Source organism: Streptomyces sp. MBT65, assembly GCF_016612545.1.
Classification (GTDB): Bacteria; Actinomycetota; Actinomycetes; order Streptomycetales; family Streptomycetaceae; genus Streptomyces.
This window is the reverse complement of record NZ_JAENRY010000088.1, coordinates 15,195-35,712: the sequence shown is the minus strand read 5'-3', so window position 1 is coordinate 35,712 and position 20,518 is coordinate 15,195. Positions and strand designations below refer to the sequence as shown.

The 20,518-nt window shown below is 70.6% G+C and carries 22 protein-coding genes; 14 read left to right on the top strand and 8 right to left on the bottom strand.

All coding sequences use genetic code 11. The annotated features are described in order from the left end of the window. Window positions 1-381, top strand: a 381-nt coding sequence (locus JHN63_RS21120) for a dihydrofolate reductase family protein (RefSeq protein ID WP_200682673.1), incomplete at its 5' end; no start/stop codon positions are given. 34 nt (window positions 382-415) lie between these two features. On the opposite strand, the gene JHN63_RS21115 is transcribed toward JHN63_RS21120, so the two are convergent. Continuing rightward, on the bottom strand, window positions 416-1,105 hold the full coding sequence (locus JHN63_RS21115) for a M24 family metallopeptidase (RefSeq protein WP_200682672.1): 690 nt from the start codon (window positions 1,103-1,105) through the stop codon (window positions 416-418). A gap of 214 nt (window positions 1,106-1,319) precedes the next feature. On the opposite strand from JHN63_RS21115, the gene JHN63_RS21110 reads away from it, so the two are divergent. The 7 genes from JHN63_RS21110 (at window position 1,320) to JHN63_RS21080 (ending at window position 7,824) form a co-directional block, all read left to right on the top strand. After that, window positions 1,320-1,739, top strand: a complete 420-nt coding sequence (locus JHN63_RS21110) for a molybdopterin-binding protein (protein WP_200682671.1) — start codon at window positions 1,320-1,322, stop codon at window positions 1,737-1,739. A 155-nt stretch (window positions 1,740-1,894) separates the two neighbouring features. Then, window positions 1,895-2,539 (top strand): molybdopterin-dependent oxidoreductase, encoded by a 645-nt coding sequence (locus tag JHN63_RS21105; RefSeq protein WP_200682670.1) that lies wholly within the window; start codon window positions 1,895-1,897, stop codon window positions 2,537-2,539. A 50-nt stretch (window positions 2,540-2,589) separates the two neighbouring features. Then, window positions 2,590-3,594 carry an alpha/beta fold hydrolase gene (locus JHN63_RS21100; protein WP_200682669.1) on the top strand — a complete coding sequence of 335 codons (1,005 nt, stop codon included), beginning with the start codon at window positions 2,590-2,592 and terminating at the stop codon, window positions 3,592-3,594. A 74-nt stretch (window positions 3,595-3,668) separates the two neighbouring features. After that, on the top strand, window positions 3,669-4,220 hold the full coding sequence (locus JHN63_RS21095; RefSeq protein ID WP_200682668.1) for a YciI family protein: 552 nt from the start codon (window positions 3,669-3,671) through the stop codon (window positions 4,218-4,220). Between the two features lie 118 nt (window positions 4,221-4,338). Continuing rightward, complete coding sequence (locus tag JHN63_RS21090; RefSeq protein ID WP_200682667.1) at window positions 4,339-6,231, top strand: Xaa-Pro dipeptidyl-peptidase; 1,893 nt, start codon at window positions 4,339-4,341, stop codon at window positions 6,229-6,231. Window positions 6,232-6,337: 106 nt separating this feature from the next. Further along, complete coding sequence (locus JHN63_RS21085) at window positions 6,338-7,381, top strand: GlxA family transcriptional regulator (protein WP_200682666.1); 1,044 nt, start codon at window positions 6,338-6,340, stop codon at window positions 7,379-7,381. Further along, on the top strand, window positions 7,378-7,824 hold the full coding sequence (locus JHN63_RS21080) for a DUF6884 domain-containing protein (protein ID WP_200682665.1): 447 nt from the start codon (window positions 7,378-7,380) through the stop codon (window positions 7,822-7,824). Before JHN63_RS21085 ends, JHN63_RS21080 begins: the two co-directional genes overlap by 4 nt. A 5-nt stretch (window positions 7,825-7,829) precedes the next feature. Here JHN63_RS21080 and JHN63_RS21075 read toward each other — a convergent pair whose 3' ends face one another. Beyond that, window positions 7,830-8,951 (bottom strand): TDT family transporter, encoded by a 1,122-nt coding sequence (locus JHN63_RS21075; protein ID WP_200682664.1) that lies wholly within the window; start codon window positions 8,949-8,951, stop codon window positions 7,830-7,832. Window positions 8,952-9,059: 108 nt separating this feature from the next. Then, the gene (locus JHN63_RS21070; RefSeq protein ID WP_200682663.1) at window positions 9,060-9,491 is read right to left on the bottom strand and encodes a hypothetical protein; all 432 of its coding nucleotides are present in this window, start codon (window positions 9,489-9,491) and stop codon (window positions 9,060-9,062) included. Between the two features lie 234 nt (window positions 9,492-9,725). On the opposite strand from JHN63_RS21070, the gene JHN63_RS21065 reads away from it, so the two are divergent. After that, window positions 9,726-10,103, top strand: coding sequence for an NUDIX domain-containing protein (locus JHN63_RS21065; RefSeq protein ID WP_200682662.1), 378 nt, complete (start codon window positions 9,726-9,728; stop codon window positions 10,101-10,103). Between the two features lie 173 nt (window positions 10,104-10,276). Here JHN63_RS21065 and JHN63_RS21060 read toward each other — a convergent pair whose 3' ends face one another. Continuing rightward, window positions 10,277-10,708 (bottom strand): MarR family winged helix-turn-helix transcriptional regulator, encoded by a 432-nt coding sequence (locus JHN63_RS21060; RefSeq protein WP_200682661.1) that lies wholly within the window; start codon window positions 10,706-10,708, stop codon window positions 10,277-10,279. Between the two features lie 188 nt (window positions 10,709-10,896). Between JHN63_RS21060 and JHN63_RS21055 the strand changes: the two genes are divergently transcribed. Next, window positions 10,897-12,306, top strand: coding sequence for a DHA2 family efflux MFS transporter permease subunit (locus JHN63_RS21055; RefSeq protein ID WP_200682675.1), 1,410 nt, complete (start codon window positions 10,897-10,899; stop codon window positions 12,304-12,306). Here JHN63_RS21055 and JHN63_RS54315 read toward each other — a convergent pair whose 3' ends face one another. Continuing rightward, window positions 12,307-13,572: a hypothetical protein gene (locus JHN63_RS54315; RefSeq protein ID WP_307781939.1), complete on the bottom strand. Its 1,266-nt coding sequence runs from the start codon at window positions 13,570-13,572 to the stop codon at window positions 12,307-12,309. Between the two features lie 70 nt (window positions 13,573-13,642). Here JHN63_RS54315 and JHN63_RS52845 point away from each other — a divergent pair, with 70 nt between their 5' ends. Further along, on the top strand, window positions 13,643-13,888 hold the full coding sequence (locus JHN63_RS52845) for a helix-turn-helix transcriptional regulator (protein WP_234477469.1): 246 nt from the start codon (window positions 13,643-13,645) through the stop codon (window positions 13,886-13,888). Window positions 13,889-13,899: 11 nt separating this feature from the next. On the opposite strand, the gene JHN63_RS21045 is transcribed toward JHN63_RS52845, so the two are convergent. Then, the gene (locus JHN63_RS21045; protein ID WP_200682660.1) at window positions 13,900-15,366 is read right to left on the bottom strand and encodes an FAD-binding protein; all 1,467 of its coding nucleotides are present in this window, start codon (window positions 15,364-15,366) and stop codon (window positions 13,900-13,902) included. 349 nt (window positions 15,367-15,715) lie between these two features. On the opposite strand from JHN63_RS21045, the gene JHN63_RS21040 reads away from it, so the two are divergent. Next, window positions 15,716-16,819 carry a S1 family peptidase gene (locus JHN63_RS21040; RefSeq protein ID WP_200682659.1) on the top strand — a complete coding sequence of 368 codons (1,104 nt, stop codon included), beginning with the start codon at window positions 15,716-15,718 and terminating at the stop codon, window positions 16,817-16,819. A gap of 170 nt (window positions 16,820-16,989) precedes the next feature. On the opposite strand, the gene JHN63_RS21035 is transcribed toward JHN63_RS21040, so the two are convergent. Next, window positions 16,990-17,184 carry a hypothetical protein gene (locus JHN63_RS21035; RefSeq protein ID WP_200682658.1) on the bottom strand — a complete coding sequence of 65 codons (195 nt, stop codon included), beginning with the start codon at window positions 17,182-17,184 and terminating at the stop codon, window positions 16,990-16,992. Window positions 17,185-17,264: 80 nt separating this feature from the next. After that, window positions 17,265-18,152, bottom strand: a complete 888-nt coding sequence (locus JHN63_RS21030) for a PfkB family carbohydrate kinase (RefSeq protein ID WP_200682657.1) — start codon at window positions 18,150-18,152, stop codon at window positions 17,265-17,267. Window positions 18,153-18,224: 72 nt separating this feature from the next. On the opposite strand from JHN63_RS21030, the gene JHN63_RS21025 reads away from it, so the two are divergent. Together JHN63_RS21025 and JHN63_RS21020 are read left to right on the top strand one after the other, a co-directional pair. Beyond that, on the top strand, window positions 18,225-18,665 hold the full coding sequence (locus JHN63_RS21025; protein WP_200682656.1) for a MarR family winged helix-turn-helix transcriptional regulator: 441 nt from the start codon (window positions 18,225-18,227) through the stop codon (window positions 18,663-18,665). A 41-nt stretch (window positions 18,666-18,706) separates the two neighbouring features. After that, window positions 18,707-20,488, top strand: coding sequence for an MFS transporter (locus JHN63_RS21020; RefSeq protein ID WP_267953790.1), 1,782 nt, complete (start codon window positions 18,707-18,709; stop codon window positions 20,486-20,488). Window positions 20,489-20,518 lie beyond the last annotated feature (30 nt).

Sequence of the window (20,518 nt, the reverse complement as noted above, 5' to 3'; positions counted from 1 at the left end):
GAGGAGTTCTGGGGCGCCGACCCGCCCTTCCGGACCCCGGTCTTCGTCCTCACCCACCGCCCCCGCCCGACCCTCGCCAAAGAGGGCGGCACGACCTTCACGTTCGTCACCGACGGCATCCACAGCGCGCTCGACCGGGCGAAGGCGGTCGCCGGTGACCGCAACATCGACATCGCGGGCGGCGCGAGCACGGTGCGGCAGTACCTCGCCGAGGGCCTCATCGACGAACTCCAACTGCATGTGGTCCCCGCACTCCTCGGCGCGGGACTGCGCCTCTTCGAAGGACCGGGCCCGGGACCACGCCGCGTCGAGCCGGTCAGGGTGGTCGAGACACCCCTCGCCACCCACCTGAAGTACCGCTTGGGCAAGACCGAAGGCTGACCCTCGCGGCCGGGGTTCGGGACCCGAACCCGCGTCAGAGGGTGAGGAGTTCCTCGTGGAATCCGCCGAACTCCCGTTCGCGGTCGATGAGATGGATCTCCAGGATCCAGTGGCAGTCACGGCCGGCCTTGTCGGTGCGGCGCAGTGGTGTGTCGTTCTCGGGGGTGATGTACGACTCGACGTGGGCGCCCTCGATCGTCTCGTGCGGGAACTCGCCCACGAGGTGCCCGGCGTGCCAGCCGCCGAGTTCCCAACCCGCCTTCTCGGCAAGGCGGGCGACCTCGCTGTAGAGGCGTGCGCCGGTGATGTCCGGGGTGTTCTCGAAGAAGCGGCGGCCGGCCGCGAACACCTCGGGGAGGTCGTCGCGCAGTCGGTGTTTGACCGGGTCGTCGCCCAGGACGAAGGTGCGGCCGAAGTCGGCCTCGTACTCCTCGAAGATCGGACCGAAGTCGGCGAACACGATGTCGTCCGCGCCGATCACCCGGTCCGGCGGGTTCTCCTTGTACGGCGCGAGCGTGTTAGGTCCCGAGCGGATGATCCGCTTGTGCCAGTGCCTTGTCGTGCCGAACATCTCGTTCGCCAGGTCACGGATCCGGTCGCTGACGGCCCGCTCCCCCGCGCCGGGCGCGACGAGCCCGCGCGCCTCGATCTCCGCGAAGAGCCGCGCGGCCTTGGCCTGGGCGTCGAGCAGGCGTGCGGCCCGCGTGGGTTCGTCATCAGCCATGGGGCGAACCTAGCCAGGTAGATCGTCGTCGGCAATGGGATTCCGGTGGGAGGGGGCGGCCCAGGAGGTTTCTCTCATGTGCCAGGAAGCGGCGAACTCCCAGGTGGCAGATACGACGGGGTCGGTGACGGGCGTGGCCGGAGCCGCTAGCTTGTGGACCCACAGTCGGTGATAAATCCGGCAATCCAGACCTTTCTCTGTGAGGCGTTCTGTCATGAGCTTGAGCATCCGCAACCAGATCCCCGGCACCGTCACGGCCGTCACGCCCGGTGCGGTGATGGCGACCGTGAAGGTGCGTCTCGACGGCGGCCAGGACCTCACCGCGGCGATCACGCTGGAGGCCGTGAAGGACCTGGGGCTCACCGAGGGCACGGCCGTGCGCGCCATGATGAAGTCCACCGAGGTCGCGCTCGCCACGAGCCGGGTGGCGGGGCTGTCCATCCGCAACCAGTTGCCCGGCACCGTCAGCGATGTCGCCACCGGCGGGGCGATGGCCGTCGTCAAGGTCACGGTCGACGGGGGCGAGCTGACCGCCGCGATCACCAAGGACGCGGTCGGCGACCTGGGGCTGCGGACCGGTTCGCCGGTCGTCGCGCTGATCAAGTCGACCGAGGTGTCCCTGGCGACCGTCTGACGCGGGCCGGGCCGGGGCGCCGTAGCCGACATTTCCCTGCGCGGCGGCGCGCGGACGCGGAGCGGGACCCGCCGTCGGCCCCGTTCCGCGTGAGCGCCTACGCTGCTCGGGAAGGCAGCAGTGACCCCGAGACCAGCGAAGAAGGGACGTCACCCGTGGCGAGCGACCGACAGGACACGGCCGAGGCCACCGCCGACGCCTCCCGGCCCGTCCCGCCCGGGCAGCGTCTTGTGCACGGATGGCCGGTCTCCCACTACGGGCCCGTCCCCCGTTTCCGCCCCGAGCGCTGGAACCTGCGCGTCCACGGCGCCACCGCCGACGGTGCCGAGCACCTCTGGACGTTCGACGAACTCGCTCCCCTGCCGCATGTCACGGTCGTCGCCGATCTGCACTGCGCGTCCGGCCCGACCTCCACCGACCACGAGTGGTACGGCATCCCCGCGACCGCCGTCCTGGAGCTGGTGCCGCCCGCGCCGGAGGTCACGCATGTCATGGCCTGGGCGGAGTACGGCTACTCCACCAACCTCCGCCTCGCCGACTTCGCCGCCCCGCAGACCCTGCTCACCACCCACCACAACGGCGAGCCCCTCACCGCCGAACACGGCTTCCCGCTGCGCCTGGTCGTGCCGCATCTCTACGGCTACAAGAGCCCCAAGTGGCTGCGCGCCATCGAGTACCTCACCGAGGACCGGCGCGGGTTCTGGGAGGAACGCGGCTATCACACCATCGCCGACCCCTGGAAAGAGCAGCGCTACTCGTACCAGGAGCAGGACGACGACGGGCAGCCTCCCGGTCGTTAGACCGCAACCCACCACACGTCTCACCAGGCACAACACGTAGCCTCGTTCGCATGGTTACGCATCAATTCGTGGACGTGAACGGCATCCGGCTGCACATCGCCGAGCAGGGCGAGGGCCCGCTCGTGGTCCTCCTGCACGGCTTCCCGGAGTCATGGCACTCCTGGCACCGCCAGATCGGCCCGCTGGCCGACGCGGGGTTCCGGGTGGTCGTGCCCGACCAGCGGGGATACGGAAGCAGCGATCATCCGGACGAGGTCGACGCGTACACCATCCTGCACCTGGTCGGCGATGTCGTCGGCCTGATACAGGAGTTGGGCGAGGAGAAGGCGTACGTCGTCGGGCACGACTGGGGCGCGCCGGTCGCCTGGCACACCGCGTTGCTCCGGCCGGACCTGGTGCTCGGGGTGGCCGGGCTGAGCGTGCCGCCGCCCTTCCGGGGGACGCGGCGTCCGTTGGCGATGATGCAGGAGATCTTCGAGGGCCGCTTCTACTGGAACTACTTCGACCGACCCGGGGTCGCCGACGCCGAGTTCGGCCGGGAGACCCGCACCACGCTGCGCAGGTTCCTCTACTCCGCCTCCGCCTCCGCGTCTCCCTCCGGCGAGATCATGCAGCCGCTCGTCGACCCCGAGAAGGGCTGGCTCGCGGCCATGGAGGACCCCGAGGTGCTGCCGGAGTGGCTCACCGAGGACGATCTCGACGCGCTCACCGAGAGTTTCTCCAAGGGCTTCACCGGCGCCCTGAACTGGTACCGCAACCTCGACCGCAACTGGGACCTGACCGCGCCGTGGAACAACGCCGTCGTCACCCGGCCCGCCCTGTACATCTTCGGCGACCGCGACCTCGTGCCCGCCTTCCCCGGTACCCGCGACCTCATCGACCAGCTGCCGAACCTCATGCCCAACCTGGTGCGCCCGCCCATCGAACTGGCCGCCTGCGGCCACTGGACCCAGCAGGAACGCCCCGCCGAGGTGAACGCGGCGCTCATCGACTTCCTCACGATCTGCGAGCGCGATGCCGGCGCTGACACGGGAACGGGCGCAGCCGCTTCGTGATCACCCCGGCCTGATCGGGGCCGGTCCGGGGAAACCCTTCGCCCCGGTGCCACGCGGCGAGAGATCCTCTGGGCATGGAGTTCCTCTGCTACCACCGCGACCGGACCGGCTCCCTCGCCCTGCGCGACGACCTGGTGGAAGAGCACTGGTCCTACATGGACCGGTACGCGAAGGAGCTGATCGCCCGGGGCCCGACCCTCGCCGACGACGGCGAGACCCCCACCGGAAGCGTGCACATCCTCGAGCTGCCCGATCCGGCCGCCGCCCGCGCGTTCGCCTTCGACGAGCCCAACTACCAGGCGGGCGTGTACCGGGACGTCCTGCTGCGGCGCTGGCGCAACATGCTGGGCCGCACCATGTGGGACTTCCCCGGCGGTCGGACCGGCGGCCACCGGTACCTGGTGCTCGGCCTCGGCGCCGGGCAGCCGGTGGACCTGTCGGTGCCGCCCGATCGCGACGAACTGATCGCGTACGGGCCGCTGTTGTCCGACGACGGTGCCGCGTGGCTGGGTACGGCGGCCCTGGTCCGGGCAGCGGACCAGGAGACGGCACGCGCCGTGCTGACACAGGACCGGTATGCCGAAATCGAGGTCCACACCTGGCAGTTCGGCGGGCGACCGTCCTGAGGGAAGAGTCCGTCGTGACAACCTCCCCCGACGGCCACCCCGTTAGCTGTTCGTGCACACCAACCACTCCGCGCCCTCGTCCCCCGCTCACGAACACCGTCCCCGACGGCCGTTCGTCATGCCGTCGCTCCTCACGACCGTCGTCGCCGCCCTGCTGGTCGGCTGTTCGTCCTCGGCCGGCCCTGCGGTCTCCCAGGGGATCGGCCCGGCAGCATCGTCGGCGGCATCCAGACCGACGGGCCCTGGCGGGGAGAGCAAACCGGTCTACTCGTACAAGAAGGCAGTCCGGGAGACCGTCTGGGTCGACACCGGGCGCGACGAGGACCGTGACGGCAAGAGCGACCGCGTGGCCGTCGACATCGTGCGTCCCGCCGAACCCGCCGCCAAGGGCCGGAAGATACCGGTCATCATGGAGGCCAGCCCCTACTACTCCTGCTGCGGCCGCGGCAACGAGAACCAGAAGAAGACCTACGACGCCAAGGGCCGGCCGACCGGCTTCCCGCTCTTCTACGACAACTACTTCGTCCCGCGCGGCTACGCCTTCGTAGCCGTCGACCTCCCCGGCACCGGCCGCTCCGACGGCTGCACGGACGCGGGCGGACCCATCGACATCCAGTCCACGAAGACCGTCGTCGACTGGCTCAACGGCCGCGCCCACGCCTACACCACGCACACCGGCACCACGGCCGCCAAGGCCGGCTGGACGAGCGGCAACACCGGGATGATCGGCAAGAGTTGGGACGGTTCCGTCGCCAACGGGGTCGCCGCGACCGGTGTGCGGGGCCTGAAGACGATCGTGCCGATCAGCTCCATCTCCTCCTGGTACGACGCCTACTCCTCCCAGGGAGCCGGGCTGGTCGGCAGCGCGCCGACGCCCGGTGCCCTGATCCGCACGGTCGAGAGCGATGCCGTCGGCGCCCGCTGCGCCGCCGTGAACAAGCCGCTCGGCGATCCGGCCGTCGTCAAGTCCGGTGACTGGTCGTCGGTCTGGACCGAGCGGGACTATGTGGCGGACGCGAGGAAGGTGAGGGCGAGCGTCTTCGTCGTGCACGGTCAGCAGGACCTCACCGTCCGCACCAAGAACGTCGGCCAGTGGTGGGACGCCCTCGCGAAGAACGGCGTCGAACGCAAGATCTGGCTCTCGCAGACCGGGCACGTCGACCCCTTCGACTACCGCCGTACGCAGTGGGTGAACACCCTGCACCACTGGTTCGACCATGCGCTCCTGGGCTACGACAACGGGATCGACCGCGCGCCGATGGCCGACATCGAGCGGACCCCGGACCACTGGACCACGGACGCCGTCTGGCCGCCGAAGTCCACAACTCCCGTCACTCTGCACCCCGTTCAGGGCGCGCGGGCGGGCGTCGGCACGCTCGGCACGAAGCCCGGAAGCGGGACCGAGACCTTCACCGACGCCACGGACAGGTCCGAGATCGACTGGGCCGCGCACATCGACCGGTCGACCGGGGAGAAGGCGGGCTTCGTCACCGGGCCCCTCACCAAGCCGCTGCACGTCTCCGGGGCGGCGCAGGTGACCGTCACCGCCACCTCGACGACCGCGACCGCGAACCTGTCGGCGGTCCTCGTCGATCTGGGCCCGGCCACCATCCGCGACTACGACCCGGCCGGACTGGGCATCTCCACGGTCTCCGGAGCGTCCTGCTGGGGCGAGAACTCGGCGCAGGACAGCGCCTGTTACAAGAAGACGGCGGCCGACACCACGCACGTCACGAGCACCGTCTTCAGCCGGGACTGGGCCGCGCTCGGCACCGCCGCCGACCCGCACACGGTCCACCCGCTCACGCCCGGCAAGCCGTACTCCCTCACCCTCACGCTCGCGAGCGTCGACCACGTCGTCCCGGCCGGGCACCGGCTGGCCCTGATCGTCGCGGGCACCGACCGGGGCTTCGCCGACCGCGCGGCCGACCGGCCGACGATCACCCTCGATCTGGCGCACACGTCACTGCGACTGCCGGTCGTCGGTCAACCAGGCCTGCCCGCCGCCTAGTTGGGCCCACGACGACGGCCGCACCCTGCTGGGAGGCAGCACCTCCCAGCAGGGAGGAAGCCGGTCATGGCATCGGCGCCGGTCACTGACGCATCCTGGGCGTGCGATGAACCACAACCGTCCCGGAGCGGGCCCCCTCACCGTCACCGTGCTCGTCTTCCCGGGTGTGCGGCTGCTCGATGTGACCGGCCCGATCGAGGTGTTCACCTCGGCCAACGACTTCGGCGGACGCTACCGCGTACGGATCGCGTCCGAGGACGGGGCGGCCGTGATCACCTCCGCAGGTACCCGGATCAGCGCCGACGTCCGCGTCGACGACGTGCGTGAGCCCTACGACGTACTGGTGGTCCCGGGCGGTCCGGAATGGGAGACGCTACTCAAGGACGACGCGCTCCTCGGGGCCGTCCGGAGACTGCACGGTCTGGCGCGGTGTACGGCGTCGGTGTGCACCGGCGCATTCCTGCTGGCCGCCGCCGGGCTGCTGCGCGGGCGGCGCGCCGTGACGCACTGGCGCCAGTCACGCCAACTGGCCGTGCGTTTCCCGTCGGTACGGGTCGAACCGGACGCCGTCTTCGTGCGGGACGGGCCGATGATGACCTCGGCGGGTGTCAGCGCCGGGATCGACCTGTCCCTGGCGCTCGTCGAGGAGCACTGGGGTGCGCGGGTGGCCCGGGCGGTCGCCAAGGACATGGTCGTCTTCATGCAACGGCCGGGCGGACAGTCCCAGTTCAGCGTCCGCTCCCAGGTCCCGCACTCCCGGCAGGAGACGCTCCGCGGAGTGCTGGACGCGGTCGCCGAGAACCCCGGCGCCCCGCACACCCTGGCCGCCATGTCCCGCCGCGCCGGCCTCAGCGTCCGCCACATGAGCCGACTCTTCGACGAAGAGGTGGGCACCACCCCGGCCCGGTATGTGGAACAGGTCCGGCTGGAGGCCGCCCAGGTGCTGCTGGAGACCGGTGACGACCCGCTGCCGGTGGTGGCGCGCCACACCGGATTCGGCTCGGCCGAGTCGCTCCGCAGGGCTTTCGTACGGCAGTTGGGGGTGACGCCGGGTGCGTTCCGGACCAGTTTCCGGACGACCGGTGTCGGCCGTACGGGCGCGAACGGCGAAAAAAGAGAAGAAGAAACAGAACAGGACGGACAGGCATGACCGCGTACGACCATCTCGACCTCGTCAATCCGGAACTCGTCGTCATCCCGTGCGGCAGCCGCAAGTTGGACCGGGCCGCACGGGCGGCGGACCTGTACATCGGCTCGTACCACCGCGCGTGCCGCGGGGCGGCCGAGGCGCTGCGCCCCGACCGACTGCTGATCCTCTCCGCGCGCTACGGCCTGCTCGACCTCGACGACGTCGTCGAGCCGTACGACACCCCGCACGGTACGACGGACTCCGTGACGCCCCGACTCGTTCTGGAACAGGCGACGTTGCGGGGCATCGTGCATCTCGACCCGGTCGTCGCCCTCGGTGGCGCACGGCATGTCCGCCTGGTCCGCTCCGTCTGGCCGCACGCCCTCACCCCGCTCGCCGGGACCCGGGGCATGGGCGAGCAGATGGCCCGCCTCGCGGCACTGCGCAAGGGACCCGTCAACTAGCCCGATCAGGCTGGGGAGTTGCTCAGCTCTCGTGCTGTCTGAGGGGCGATCCGCCGGGTGGTGGCGTGGCGCAGGGAGCGGCCGGTCACGACGATCCAGGCCAGGACGAGCAGCGCGTAGAACACGAGGGCGGGCCACACGAAGAGCACCGAGTCCGTGCGGGCCGCGAGGGCGCTGGTCGCGGTCACCAGCGCGCCGAACGGGAAGATGAACGACCACCACGTGGGCGCGAACGGCAGCCCGGCACGGATCGTCCGTGCGGTCAGGGCGACGGCGAGCGCCAGCCACAGCAGGGCGAAGCCCCAGACCAGGACGCCGCCCAGCAGCGCGAGGGCTTCGGCGCCCCGGGCGTAGAGCGCGGGCAGTGCGCTCGGTGCGGCCGCGGCCAGGGCGCCGAGTGCCGTCACCGCCTGGCCCAGGGCCCCGAGGCCGATCCATACCGTGGGCACCATCGCGCCGGTGGGTGCGTCGTGGTGCACGAGGCGGCCGTAGAGCATGGTCAGGACCAGGAGGGCGGCGACGAGGCCGAGGCCGAGCATCGCGTAGCAGGCGAGGAGGAGGGCGAGCCGGAGTTGGCCGGGCGGGGTGTGGGGGACGAGCAGGGCGCCGGTCGCGGCGGAGACCATCGGCGGCACGATCGGCATCAGCCAGCCGCCGAAGGCCGCGTCCGGGGCGAAACGGTGCCGGGTGATCATCAGATACGGCACCGCGCAGGCGGTGGCGAGGCCGAGGACGGTGCCGAGCGACCACAGCACCCGGTCCACGTCCAGCGCGGCGTCGAGCCCGATCACCCTGCGGCCGAGCAGCAGCGTCCCGGCGCCGACCGTGAGCAGTGCCATCGGCGGTGCGCCGAAGAACTGGGCCACGACCGGATCGGCCGCGTGCGACCGCAGCGCCCGGTCCCGGAGGCAGCGGACGGCCAGCACGACCAGCAGCAGTACGGCACCCACCCAGACGACGGTGGCGGCGGTCCCCAGTCCGGGGAGGCTCCGGGGCAGGGTCGCCGCCGCGTTGGCGACGATGCCGGTACCCATCACGGCCGCGAACCAACTGGGGCTGAGGGGTGGACGTGCCGTGCCGGGTGTCGTGGGTGGCAGGGGGCGGGTGGACGAGGAGCTGCGGATCATGGGCCCAACGTAGGTCGGGGTCGGGCCGTGTTGTCGGCTATGTCCTGATGCGAGGCCGCCCTGGCCGAAAGGGAGGGCGCTGACGGCAGTGCCCTCAGGCGGCGGTCGTCACTCCCCCGCGTCCGGCTCGCCGGGCCGTGGTGGCGGTGCGGGGGTGACGGTGGCGTTCGGGAAGTCGCGGCCCATGAGGACCGGGGCGTAGTAACTGCCGCCGCTGATCGAGTTGTTGACCGAACCGTCGCCGGTGCGGACCAGCTTCGCCTGTTCGTGCCAGGCGGCGAGGGCGGTGGCGAAGTCGGGGTCCAGTGCCGCGCGTACGGCCAGGGCCGTGCTCAGCGCGTGGGCCCGGGTCCCGTCACCGGGGGCCTGCCGCAGGCGCGCCAGTTCGTCCTCGCCCGGAATCGGCCCGCCCGGGCTGTCGTCGCCACGGTGGAACGGTCTCCGTACGAGAGTCGTGAGGCCCGTCCACACCTGTCGTCCCACCTCGCCGCCCGCACCGCCGGCGAGCGACGCGAGCAGTCCTACCGACACCGGGTCCATCTGGCACCATCCTTGACGGGGCGTCACCACTCCTGCGCAAGGGGGGAACGCTTGGAGGGGGGTCGCGGTTCCCGTCCGTCAGTCCCCCTCGCCCGCAGGAAGAGATGCGGCCCGAATCCTGCGGGCAGCCACCGGGTGGGTGCGTATCGCGTGAACCGGTGCGTCCCGGGTAGGAAAGGGGCTCGGACGTGGCCGGACGGGCGGTCGCTCCTTGTGTGAGAGGACAGTTGGGACATGACGTTGGAACAGGCCGCCGAGGCCGTCGAGGGCGCGGTGGACGCGGTCGTCTTGAACGACGGACGTCTGCTGCTGGTGGACGAGCAGGGCGGGTGGAGCCTGCCGTCCGGCGTCCCCGAGGAGGCCGAGACGGCGCAGGCCACCGCCGCGCGGGTGGTGTACGAACTCACCGGCTATCTCGTGGACGGCACAAGCCTTCTGGGAGCCGAGTCCGGAGGCGGGCCGGCCGTGGTGTGCCAACTCCTGAGCGACGACCCGTCGGGCGAGGCCCAACTCACCGCGGGCCAAGTGCGCTGGGCCTCGTTCGCCGACGCCCTCGCGGCCGGGTTGCCGGGACCCGTGCACACCTACCTGGAGGGCCATACGCCCGTGTAGGAAACACCGGCTCCCGCACGGGGTTCCACTGCGTGGACGTCACACCGGACACAAGGAGTGCGGCGGCGCGGGCCAGGTCACGCGGTGTGCCCCTGGCCCGCGCCACGCCGCTACCGCACGGATCGGCCGCCGGCTCCGCGACGGAACCGCTGCCCGCGCCTCGCGAACCGGCGTCAGGAAGTCGCCTTGCGGATACGCGCCAGCAGGGTCCGCAACTGCGCCCGGTCCTCCGCGTCCAGCTCGGCCGTCGCCTCCGCGAGTGCGAGGCCGTCGACCTCTTCCGCCTCGCGGTGGCACTCCCGGCCCTTGTCGGTGAGGCGCAGCAGGAACGCGCGGCGGTCGTCGGGATGGCGTAGGCGCTCCACCAGCCCGTCGCGTTCCAGGCTGTCGACGATGCTGGTCGTGGTCCGTGCCGCGACGCCGGTCATCTCGCTCAAGTCCCGCATGCGGAGGGGCCGTTCGGACAGCGCGAGCATCCGCAGGGCACGCAGCCGCGCGACCGAGGCCCCGCCCGCCCGCAGCCGGGTCTCGACGAACTGGCGCAACTGGTGCGTCGTCTCGTAGAGCTCGTCGACCAGGATGTCGCTGCTGCCGTGCACTGCCATGGCGTTCCCCGTTCCGTGGTGAGGACCGATTGTACGAGCCGGCCGACAGCAATGAGCACTCACATAGTGAGTATGCTCAGCATGTGCTGCCGTTCCGACGCCTTCCCGTCCCCCGTGCTCCCCGTGTCCCGCTCGTCCCCCGAATACCGCGCCGCCTCCGCCCCGGTCAGCGGCTGGTCGTCCCCGTCATGTGCGTCTGCGTGACGTTCATAGCGATCGTCGACGGTGCGATCACGACCGTGGCGCTCCCGTCGATCGCCCGCCAGTTCCACCTGACGACGGCCGCCCTGGACGGGGTCGTCGTGGTCTACCCGGTCTGCCTGGCCATGGCCATCCCCGCCTCCGCCTGGCTGGTCGAACGGTTCGGCGCCAAACACGTGCTGCTCACCGCCCTCGGCGCCTTCCTCACCTCGTCGCTGCTGTGCGGCGCGGCGGCCGACCTCGGTCAGCTCGTCGCCTCCCGCGCGGTGCAGGGCCTGTCCGCCGGAGTGCTGTTCCCGGCCGCGTCGTCACTGCTCTACAGCACCTTCAACTCCTGGGAGCAGGTGCGGATCTCGCGGTACATGATCATCCCGCAGCAGATCGCCCCGGCCGTCGCCCCCATGCTCGGCGGGCTGCTGGTGGACCATCTGTCCTGGCGCTGGGTGTTCTACGTCAACCTGCCGCTCGGTCTGCCCGCCGTACTGTTCGGGGCGCTGTTCCTCGCCGGGCACCGCGGCCACCGGCCCGGCCGCTTCGACCTCACCGGGCTGCTGTTGAGCGCGGCGGCGCTGGGCGGTGTGATGTTCGGCGTCAGCGAGGGTCCCAACCGCGGCTGGTCCTCCCCCTCCGTCGTCACCGCCCTCGTCCTGGGCGCGGTCCTGCTCGCCGCCGCCGTCGTCTTCGAACTACGTGTCTCCGAGCCCCTGTTGAAGCTCCGTCTCTTCGCGGACCGGCTCTTCCGGGACACCAATCTGATCAATCTGGTGGGCCTGGTGCCGATCCTCGGCGCGATGTACCTCGGCCCGCTCTTCCTCCAGCAGGGTCAGGGCCGTTCCGCGCTGGAGTCCGGCACGAGCACGTTCCCCGAGGCCTTCGGCGTCCTGCTGACCGTCCAGATCGCCGGGATCCTCTACTCCAGGGTCGGCCCCCGGATCATCATCGGCAGCGGACTGGCGATGGTGAGCGCGGTCCTGCTGCTCCTCGCCACCTGCGACCAGGACACGAGCCTGTGGACCTTCCGCGGCTACATGTTCCTGCTGGGCGTCGGCATGGGCGGCGTCTTCATGCCGACCACGGTGGCCTCCCTGGCGACCCTCTCCCGCAAGGACCTGGCCCAGGCCTCCACCCTCAACACGGTCGTACGGCAGACCGGGGGCGCCTTCGCACCGGCGGCGGTGACCACGGCCCTGGTCCTGAGCACGCCCACGGCGGCCGCGGCGAATCCGCCCATCTCCGCCTACCAGCACGCCTACTTCACGCTGGCCGCCCTCGCCGCGGCGACCGCCGTCTTCGCCTTCACGATCCCCGACGGCCCGGCCCGCGCCGCGGCGCGCGGCACCACCGCGGCGGGCGGCGGGAAGGCTCCGCTGCGACGCCGACACGAGGAGGCGCACTGATCAGGCACACCACGGAGGGTCGTCGGAGCCTGTTCCGGAGTGGCCGTGATCGAGGTACCACCGACCACCGACCGCGGCTCTCATCGGGAGACCGGCGAAACCGACCAGGATTCCCGGGAGTTGAGCACGGCGGTCTGCACCCAGCCCGTCGCGGCCGTCGCGGCGGCCCACCACATCCTCCTCAGCGGCGAGGGCGACCTCGACACCGCGCACCGGCTGCTCGTCGGCGCGATCGACATGCAGCACCAGCCGTACGACGCCACCGATCCCACCATGATCGACGCGCTGTACACCCTCGCCCGGCTGTGCCGGAGCAGTCAGCGCACGGAGCTGTGGAAGCCGCTGCACCGCGCGCTCGGCCTGCTGAAACCGGAGGTCCCGGAGCAACTCGCCCTGACCCTCAGCACGATGGCCGACCCGGCGCGCACGGCACCGCCCGCGCTCGGGAGGCTCGACGAGGCCATCGCCGCGCTCGACCGGGAGGCCGATCCGGTCCGGGTCATCCGGCTCGCCATGACCTCCCTCTACGTCGACCGGTTGCCGGCGTGCCGGACGGCGCTGCGGCGCGTGCTGCGCGACGGGCGGGACAACAGCTCGCTCACCGTGGAGATCCAGGGGCTGGTGTATCTGGGCCGGGACCATTTCGCGTCGGGCGAGTGGGACGAGTTGGAGGCGCAGGCCGCGCAGGGCCGGGACCTGGGCGAGGCCCACAGCTACCAGTTGCTGTCGACTGAGTTCCTGTACCAGCGCGCGTTGGTCGCCGCGGCCCGCGGCGACGAGTCCGCCACCCGTGCCCTGACGGACGAGATGACCCTGTGGGCGACACCGCGCGGGGTCGGCTCCTACCTGTCGTGCGCCTCGCACGCGAGGGCGCTCGCCGCGCTCGGCCAGGGCCGCTTCGAGGACGCGTACCGGCACGCGTGCGCCATCAGCCGCGCGGGGGAACTCGCCTCGCACGTCCCGCCGGCGCTGTTCGTCGTCATGGATCTCGTCGAGGCGGCGGTCAGAACGGGCCGTGCCTCGGAGGCAACGGCCCATGCGGCGGCGGCACATGAGGCCGGCATCGCCGCGATCTCGCCACGGCTCGCCCTGCTCGTGAAGGCGTCGGCGGCCATCGCGGCCGTAGACCATGAAGCGCTCGACCTGTTCGAGGAGGCGCTCGCCGTACCCGGCACCGACCGCTGGCCCTTCGAACTGGCCCGGGTCCGTCTCGCCTACGGCGAACGCCTCCGCCGGGTGAAGTCCACGACGGAGGCGCGCACCCAACTCGCCGACGCCATCGACACGTTCGAACGCCTCGGCGCCCGCCCCCTGGACCGCCCGGGCGGGCAACGAGTTGCGGGCGACCGGCCTGTCCGTCGGCGCCGCCGGGGTCACCGGCCCGGCGTCACTGACACCCCAGCAACGGGAGATCGCGCTCCTGGCGGCGGCCGGTCTCACCAACAAGCAGATCGCGGAACGCCTGTTCCTCTCGCCGCGTACGGTCGCCGCCCATCTGCGTCAGCTCTTCCCGAAACTGGGGGTGGCCTCCCGCGCCGCGTTGCGCGACGCGCCGGCGGAGCTGCCACCGGACCAGTCCTAGGGCGGCGGCGGTCAGAAGATGCCCTGCCCCGGAACCAGAATGCCCTTCGGGTCGTACGTCTTCCTGGCCTCGGCGAACCGGTGCCAGACCGGCCCGAAGTGCCGCTTCCAGTCGGCGTGTCGGAAGGGGATCGAACCGACCGGGTACTGGGTGCCGCCGGCCGCCTCGACGGTCTCGTACGCGGACCGGTTGGCGCTCAGCAGTCGTTGCACGGTCGCCGTGTCCTCCGGCGGCGCGGCGCGGAGGACCGCGAAAAGGTAGGGCATCGGGTCGTCGGGCATGCGCAGCAGCGGGGCGTGGAGGTGCTCCCGCAGCAGGGGGTACAGGAGGACGACGCCGGGTCCGAGGTCGGCCGGGGTGAGTGCGTCCAGCAAGGTGCCCGCCACGTCTGCGGTTCTGCGGCCCGGGATGACCACGTTGAGCCAGGGGTGGGCGTAGGCCCACAGACCCGCTTCCTTCAGGGCGGCGACGGAGGCGGCGAGCCGGTCGAGGAAGTCGTAGTAGCCGAGGTCGGTGATCTGGGCGCCGGACGCGACGTGGCGCAGGCCTCGCAGGAGAGCGGTGTCGTCGGGGGTGTCCCCCACCGGCGGCCCGTAGGCGACGGCCTCGATGGCGAACTGGTTGAAGGCTCCGGCGGTGTCCGCGCCGACCTGGCCCTCCAGGTAGGCGAAACGCCCCTCGGTGGCGAGGAGTCGCTGATCGTCGAGGAAGGTCTGGAGGTCGTCGTACGGCAGGAGGTAGTGCCGTACGGTCTCCGGGGCCGGGACCAGGCGCAGGGTGGCGCCGACGATCACCGCGCACTGGCCCAGGCCGGCGAGCACGGCGCGGAAGAGGCCGGGGTGGCGGGTCGGGGAGCAGCGGAGCAACTCCCCTGCTCCGGTGACGACTTCGAGTTCCAGGACGTTGTCCACCTGCGCTCCCTGCTGGTGGCTCTGGCCGCCCAGGCCGCCGACGGAGAGGGTGCCGCCGACGGAGAGTTCGAGGTAGTCGGTGAAGACGGGCGGTGTCAGACCGTGGGCGAGGGTGGCCTTGGCGACGTCGCTCCACTTCGCGCCCGCGCCGACCGTGACGCGTGAACTGCCCGTCCGTACCGGGCCGATGGAGGCGAGCGGCTCGGTCTCGATGATCAGGCCGCCCTCGACCTGCGCCTGCCCGTTCGTCCCGTGGCCCTGTCCGCGCGGGGCCACGCGGAGCCCGTGCAGATTGCAGAACCGCACCATCGCGACGACGTCCCGCACGGAGCCGGGCCGCAGCACCGCGGCCGGACGCCGGTGCACGATGTGCCCGAAGTCGTCCGCGTCGGCGGTGAGTGAGGCGTCGTCGGTGTGGAGCGTCCCGTCCAGGTGCGGGATGCCGCTCAGTTCTCCGCCGGAGTTGGTCACCGCCCAGCTCCGGGAGAAGGGATCAAAGCCGATCACCACGGCTGAGCCTGCGACCAGGCCGCGCAGAGCGGTGCGTCGAGACGGGTTGCGGGGCATGTGGTCCTCCTGAGACCGTCCGTCAAACGATCAACGACGGCTCAGTCTAGGCATGTTGGGGTGCGGAGAAGGGTTCCGTCCCGGCGCGTTCCCCGACCGGTTCGGCACGTGTCGCGGCGACCTGACCTTGCTGGTTCCGCACGAGACAGAACGCAATGCGCACAAAGAAGGCGCATTCCATACACCCCTGAAATTCACTTCTTTGCGGCGAAGTCGAATCCCGGCACTGCGGTGAAGGAAAACAGCGAAAAAACGGCATTCATCGTTCCGCTATTGGAGATTCACCTCCGGCTGATCAACTGCGGTCTCACTCCGCAGCCGATTCGACAACAACCGGAGGACAGAAAGCGTGACCGGAAAAACTCTTGTTTCCGCCGTCAGGGCTCTGGCACTCGCCTCACTCGTCACCGGCCTCATGACATTCGCACCGAACGCGAACGCCCAAACGCAGGCAGATCACCCTTCCCGTGACGTTCCGGTGGCAGCAGGGCCGAGCGGTGCCGCGTCGCAGAAAATAGCCGACGGCCTGGGAGACTCCCGCACGGCTGGAATATACCTCGACCGCGACAGACAGAGATTCGTCGTCACCGTCACCGACAGCAAGGCCGCGGAAGCGGTCAAGGACGCCGGCGCCGTCCCGGAGTTGGTCACGTACGACACCGCATACCTGGACTCGATCAAGCAGAAGCTCGACGACACCTTCAGAACACCCGGAACGATGTGGGGCGTGGACGTCCCGGCCAACCAGGTGCTCATCCACGCGGACAGCACCGTCAGCGACGCGGACTTCACCGAACTGAGTGAATTCATCGCACCGTACGGCGACGCCGCACATATCGTGCGCATCTCGGGAGAAACCACGGAAACGACATCTCCCATCAACGGGGGTGATTACATCCAAAACGGCACGGTCGCGTGCTCGTACGGGTTCACCGTACGCAGCAAGGCCAACCCCGAGTACAAATCGATCCTCACCGCAGGACATTGCACCATTGAAGGAGGAAACGACTGGTTCAAGTCGGACGGCACCTACATCGGCTACACGACGGGGCACTACTTCTCGGACGGGAACGATTTTGGCCTGATCCGCGCCTATAACACCAGCGAGGTGACCTACTACGGGAACGTGGAGGCTCAGAACGGCGAAGCCCAGGACATCACCTACTCGCGCGACAGCTCGCTCGGGGAAAGCGTCTGTGCCTCCGGGTTCACCAGCAAGTACGGCTGCGGCACCGTGGAATTCAAGAATCAGACGATCACCTACAGCGACGGTCACCAGATCACAGGCATGGACGTGACGAGTATCTGCCGCGCGGGCGGCGACAGCGGTGGACCCCTCTTTGCCGGCGACGCCGCGCTCGGCATTCTTTCGGGAGGGAACAGCAGCACGTGCTTCAGCTACTACCAGCCGGTGAACGAGGCACTGGCCTGGTACGGAGTGGAAGTCGTCTGATCACCTGACCCCGCACCGCGCCTCGATCCCTGCGACCGCCGGGGGCAGTCCCGCATCGAAGTGCCGGTCGCAGTCCTCGAGGATCTCCGCGCCCGCCGGAAGGCCGACAGAGGGAAATCGGCCTTCCGGCGGGCGCCGTCGTCCACGTCACAGCAAAGACCGTCGCGGTACTAGTCGTCGCCCTGGTTGCCCGAGTTCAGGCCCCGCCGCCGCTTCTTGTCGGAGCTGCGCAGCAGTTCGCTCGCAGTGAGGGTCACGGTCGCGATGACACGAGCCCAGCGGGGCCCGCCGCGCTCGGCCCACACCACACAGGCGCACCCGCCGATGAGGAGCACGAGGACACCGAGCAGCAGTACAACAATCATGTTTCCCACCCCTGGTTCGTACGGTCCGGTGACGCGTACGTTTCCGATGATCTTCTCAGGTCCGGGCGTGTCGACCCGGGTCACCCTTCCCGCAGCCACGCTCGCGTGCCGAACGAGCCGGTTGCCCGCGAGGCCACGGCTGCGGCCGCGCGGAGCGCCTCGGCGAAACCCGCCGAGGTCAGGCGGTCCTGGAGTGCGAGGTGATGGGCGAGGGCACCGTGCAGCACGTCGCCCGCGCCCAGCGTGTCCGCGACCTTCACCGACGGCACGTCCACCGTGCCTTCGCCGCCCGGGCCCGCCCAGACGATGGGGTCCGCTCCCGCGCTCACGGCCGACCAGACGACCCCGTGGTCCCGCAGGAAGCGCAACGTGTCCGTCGGGGTGCGGGTGCCGGGCGGGTGGAAGTCGGCCGAGCAGACGGCGACGTCGAGCAGCGGCAGCAGGTTCTCGGTGCCGGGCTTCCAACTGCCGCCGTCGAAAAGGGTCTTGCGGCCGACGGCACGCGCCGAACGGGCCGCCGCGATGGCGAGTTCCATGTGGTGGCCGTCGAACTCGACGAGGTCGCAGGCCGCAACCAGCGCGTCGAGGTCGTCGGGAGGGGCGAGCCGGTGCAACGTCGCGTTGGTCGAGGCGACGGCGCGTTCTCCGGTGGACGCGGTCACCAGGACGGTGGAGACGGCGGGCGGGTGTGTCGCGTCGGCGGCCAGGTCGCGCACGGTCACGCCCAGCGCGTTCAGGTCGGAGGCCGCCCCGGCTCCCAACGGGTGGCGGCCGATCGCCGTCAGCAGCGTGGCCGTACCGCCGAGATGGCCGAAGGCCACGGCCGCGTTCGCCGCCGGGCCGCCCGCGGCGACCACCTGGTCCCGGGCGGTGAGTTTCTCGTTCGGGCCCGGGGCGTGGTCCACGAGCTGGATGACGTCCAGGGTGCACAGCCCGACGAACAGTCCCGCGGGGCGTCCGCTCTCCATCGACGACCTCCTCGCTCGATTTACTAACAATTGGTTGAGCAGTCCAGGCTGATAAATCTAGTGTTAGTACCCATGAAGGTGGACAGTCCGAACGACACCACGCGTCTCGCCTCCGAGCTACGGCTCGCGGTGGGCCGGCTGACGCGGCGCCTGCGCCAGGCGCACGCCGTGGGCGATGTGTCGCTCTCCGGAGTCTCGGTGCTGGCCCGGCTCGCCCGTGACGGCTCCGAGTCGCCGACGTCGCTCGCCGAGGCGGAGCGGGTCCGCCCGCAGGCCATGGCCAGCACCCTCGCGCTGCTCGAACAGCGCGGGCTGGTCCGCCGTAGCCCCGATCCGGCCGACGGGCGGCGCAGCATTCTGGAGATCACGGACGAGGGACGGGCCGTGCTGGCCGAGCGGCGCTCCGCCTCCGTGCACCGGCTCGGGGCCGTCCTCGACGAGTTCACCGCCCAGGAGCGGGCGACCCTCGCGTCGGCCCTGCCCCTCCTCGACCGACTGGCGGAGCGACTGTGAGCGGGACAGGGCACATACCCGGCGACGGCGCTCGGCCGCCCTTGACGAGTGCCGTGCGCTCGGGGCGTCGTAAGGACACGCCTCCCGGACCGAACTACAAGTGGGTCGCGCTGTCGAACACGACCCTCGGCGTGCTGATAGCCACGATGGACGCCTCGATCGTGATCATCTCGCTGCCGGCGATCTTCCGCGGTATCGGCCTCGATCCGCTCGCGCCGGGCAACATCGGCTATCTGCTCTGGATGATCCTGGGCTATCTGCTGGTCTCGGCGGTGCTGGTCGTCGTGCTCGGCCGGCTCGGGGACATGTTCGGCCGGGTGAAGATCTACAACATCGGCTTCCTGATCTTCGCGTGCGCGTCCGTCGCGCTGTCCCTGGACCCGTTCCGCGCGGGTGCGGGGGCGATGTGGCTGATCCTGTGGCGTGTCGTGCAGGCTTTCGGCGGGTCGATGCTCACCGCCAACTCGGCGGCCATCCTCACCGACGCCTTCCCCGCCCGGCAGCGCGGCATGGCGCTCGGCATCAACCAGATCACCGCGCTGGCCGGCCAGTTCCTCGGCCTGCTCGCGGGTGGTCTGCTGGCCGTCGTCGACTGGCGCGCGGTGTTCTGGGTGAGCGTGCCGATCAGCATCACCGGCACGATCTGGTCGTATCTAAGCCTGCGCGAGACCTCGGCGGGCCGCCCCGGCCGCATCGACTGGCTGGGCAACCTCACCTTCGCGGCGGGCGCCGGAATCCTCCTCGCGGGCATCACCTACGGCATCCAGCCCTACGGCGGCAGCGCCACCGGCTGGGGAAACCCGTGGGTGCTCGGCGGCCTGATCGGCGGCGTCGTCCTGCTGCTGGTCTTCTGCTACGTCGAGACGCACATCGCCGAACCGATGTTCAATCTGGCCCTGTTCAAGGTGCGCGCCTTCGCCGCGGGCAACCTGGCCGCCCTGTTGACCGCGATCGCGCGGGGCGGGCTGCAGTTCATGCTGATCATCTGGTTGCAGGGGATCTGGCTGCCGTTGCACGGCTACGACTACGAGGACACCCCGCTGTGGGCGGGCATCTTCATGCTCCCGCTCACGGTCGGCTTCCTGATCGCCGGGCCCGTCTCGGGCTATCTGTCGGACCGGTTCGGCGCGCGGATGTTCTCGACGGTCGGGCTGGTCGTCGTGGCGCTCTCCTTCCTCGGCCTGCTCGCGCTGCCCATCGACTTCGACTACGGGATGTTCGCGGCGCTGCTGCTGCTCAACGGGCTTGGCCAGGGCATGTTCTCCGCGCCGAACACCTCGTCCATCATGGGCAGCGTGCCGAGCGAGTACCGGGGCGTCGCCTCGGGCATGCGCTCCACGTTCCAGAACTCCGGTACGGCTCTGTCCATCGGTGTGTTCTTCTCCCTGATGGTGTCCGGGCTCGCGTCCTCGCTGCCCGCGACGCTGGGCAAGGGGCTCCAGGCTCATGGTGTGCCGACCGGCGCCGCCGAACAGGCCGCGTCGCTGCCGCCGGTGAGCACCCTGTTCGCCACCTTCCTCGGCAACAACCCCATCCAGCACCTGCTCGCGTCCGACGGCACCCTCGACCGGGTGACCGCCGCCCAGCGCGCCGTCCTGACCGGCCACACGTTCTTCCCCCGGCTGGTCTCCGGCCCGTTCCACCACGGTCTGACCATCGTCTTCAGCGTCGCCGCGGGCATGGCCCTGGTATCTGCTGTCGCCTCGGCGCTGCGCGGCGGCCACCGGACCGAACCCGATCCGCAGCCGTCACCGGCGGACCGGCCCGCTGCGCCCGCGGGCACACCCGAGACCGCACGGACGGGGCCCAACGGGCCGTCGTAGCACGCGAGTTCGTACGAGGTCAGGCGCGGA

Bases quoted from the DNA above. Each gene is read 5' to 3' on its own strand.
- JHN63_RS21110 (WP_200682671.1), top strand. From the start codon at position 1,320: ATGAGCTTGAGCATCCGCAACCAGATCCCCGGCACCGTCACGGCCGTC.
- JHN63_RS21075 (WP_200682664.1), bottom strand. From the start codon at position 8,951: ATGATCCGCAGCTCCTCGTCCACCCGCCCCCTGCCACCCACGACACCC.
- JHN63_RS21035 (WP_200682658.1), bottom strand. From the start codon at position 17,184: ATGATTGTTGTACTGCTGCTCGGTGTCCTCGTGCTCCTCATCGGCGGG.
- JHN63_RS21100 (WP_200682669.1), top strand. From the start codon at position 2,590: ATGGTTACGCATCAATTCGTGGACGTGAACGGCATCCGGCTGCACATC.
- JHN63_RS21065 (WP_200682662.1), top strand. From the start codon at position 9,726: ATGACGTTGGAACAGGCCGCCGAGGCCGTCGAGGGCGCGGTGGACGCG.
- JHN63_RS21030 (WP_200682657.1), bottom strand. From the start codon at position 18,152: ATGGAGAGCGGACGCCCCGCGGGACTGTTCGTCGGGCTGTGCACCCTG.
- JHN63_RS21055 (WP_200682675.1), top strand. From the start codon at position 10,897: ATGTGCGTCTGCGTGACGTTCATAGCGATCGTCGACGGTGCGATCACG.
- JHN63_RS21060 (WP_200682661.1), bottom strand. From the start codon at position 10,708: ATGGCAGTGCACGGCAGCAGCGACATCCTGGTCGACGAGCTCTACGAG.
- JHN63_RS21090 (WP_200682667.1), top strand. From the start codon at position 4,339: ATGCCGTCGCTCCTCACGACCGTCGTCGCCGCCCTGCTGGTCGGCTGT.
- JHN63_RS21045 (WP_200682660.1), bottom strand. From the start codon at position 15,366: ATGCCCCGCAACCCGTCTCGACGCACCGCTCTGCGCGGCCTGGTCGCA.
- JHN63_RS21085 (WP_200682666.1), top strand. From the start codon at position 6,338: ATGAACCACAACCGTCCCGGAGCGGGCCCCCTCACCGTCACCGTGCTC.
- JHN63_RS21070 (WP_200682663.1), bottom strand. From the start codon at position 9,491: ATGGACCCGGTGTCGGTAGGACTGCTCGCGTCGCTCGCCGGCGGTGCG.
- JHN63_RS21115 (WP_200682672.1), bottom strand. From the start codon at position 1,105: ATGGCTGATGACGAACCCACGCGGGCCGCACGCCTGCTCGACGCCCAG.
- JHN63_RS21095 (WP_200682668.1), top strand. From the start codon at position 3,669: ATGGAGTTCCTCTGCTACCACCGCGACCGGACCGGCTCCCTCGCCCTG.
- JHN63_RS21025 (WP_200682656.1), top strand. From the start codon at position 18,225: ATGAAGGTGGACAGTCCGAACGACACCACGCGTCTCGCCTCCGAGCTA.
- JHN63_RS21080 (WP_200682665.1), top strand. From the start codon at position 7,378: ATGACCGCGTACGACCATCTCGACCTCGTCAATCCGGAACTCGTCGTC.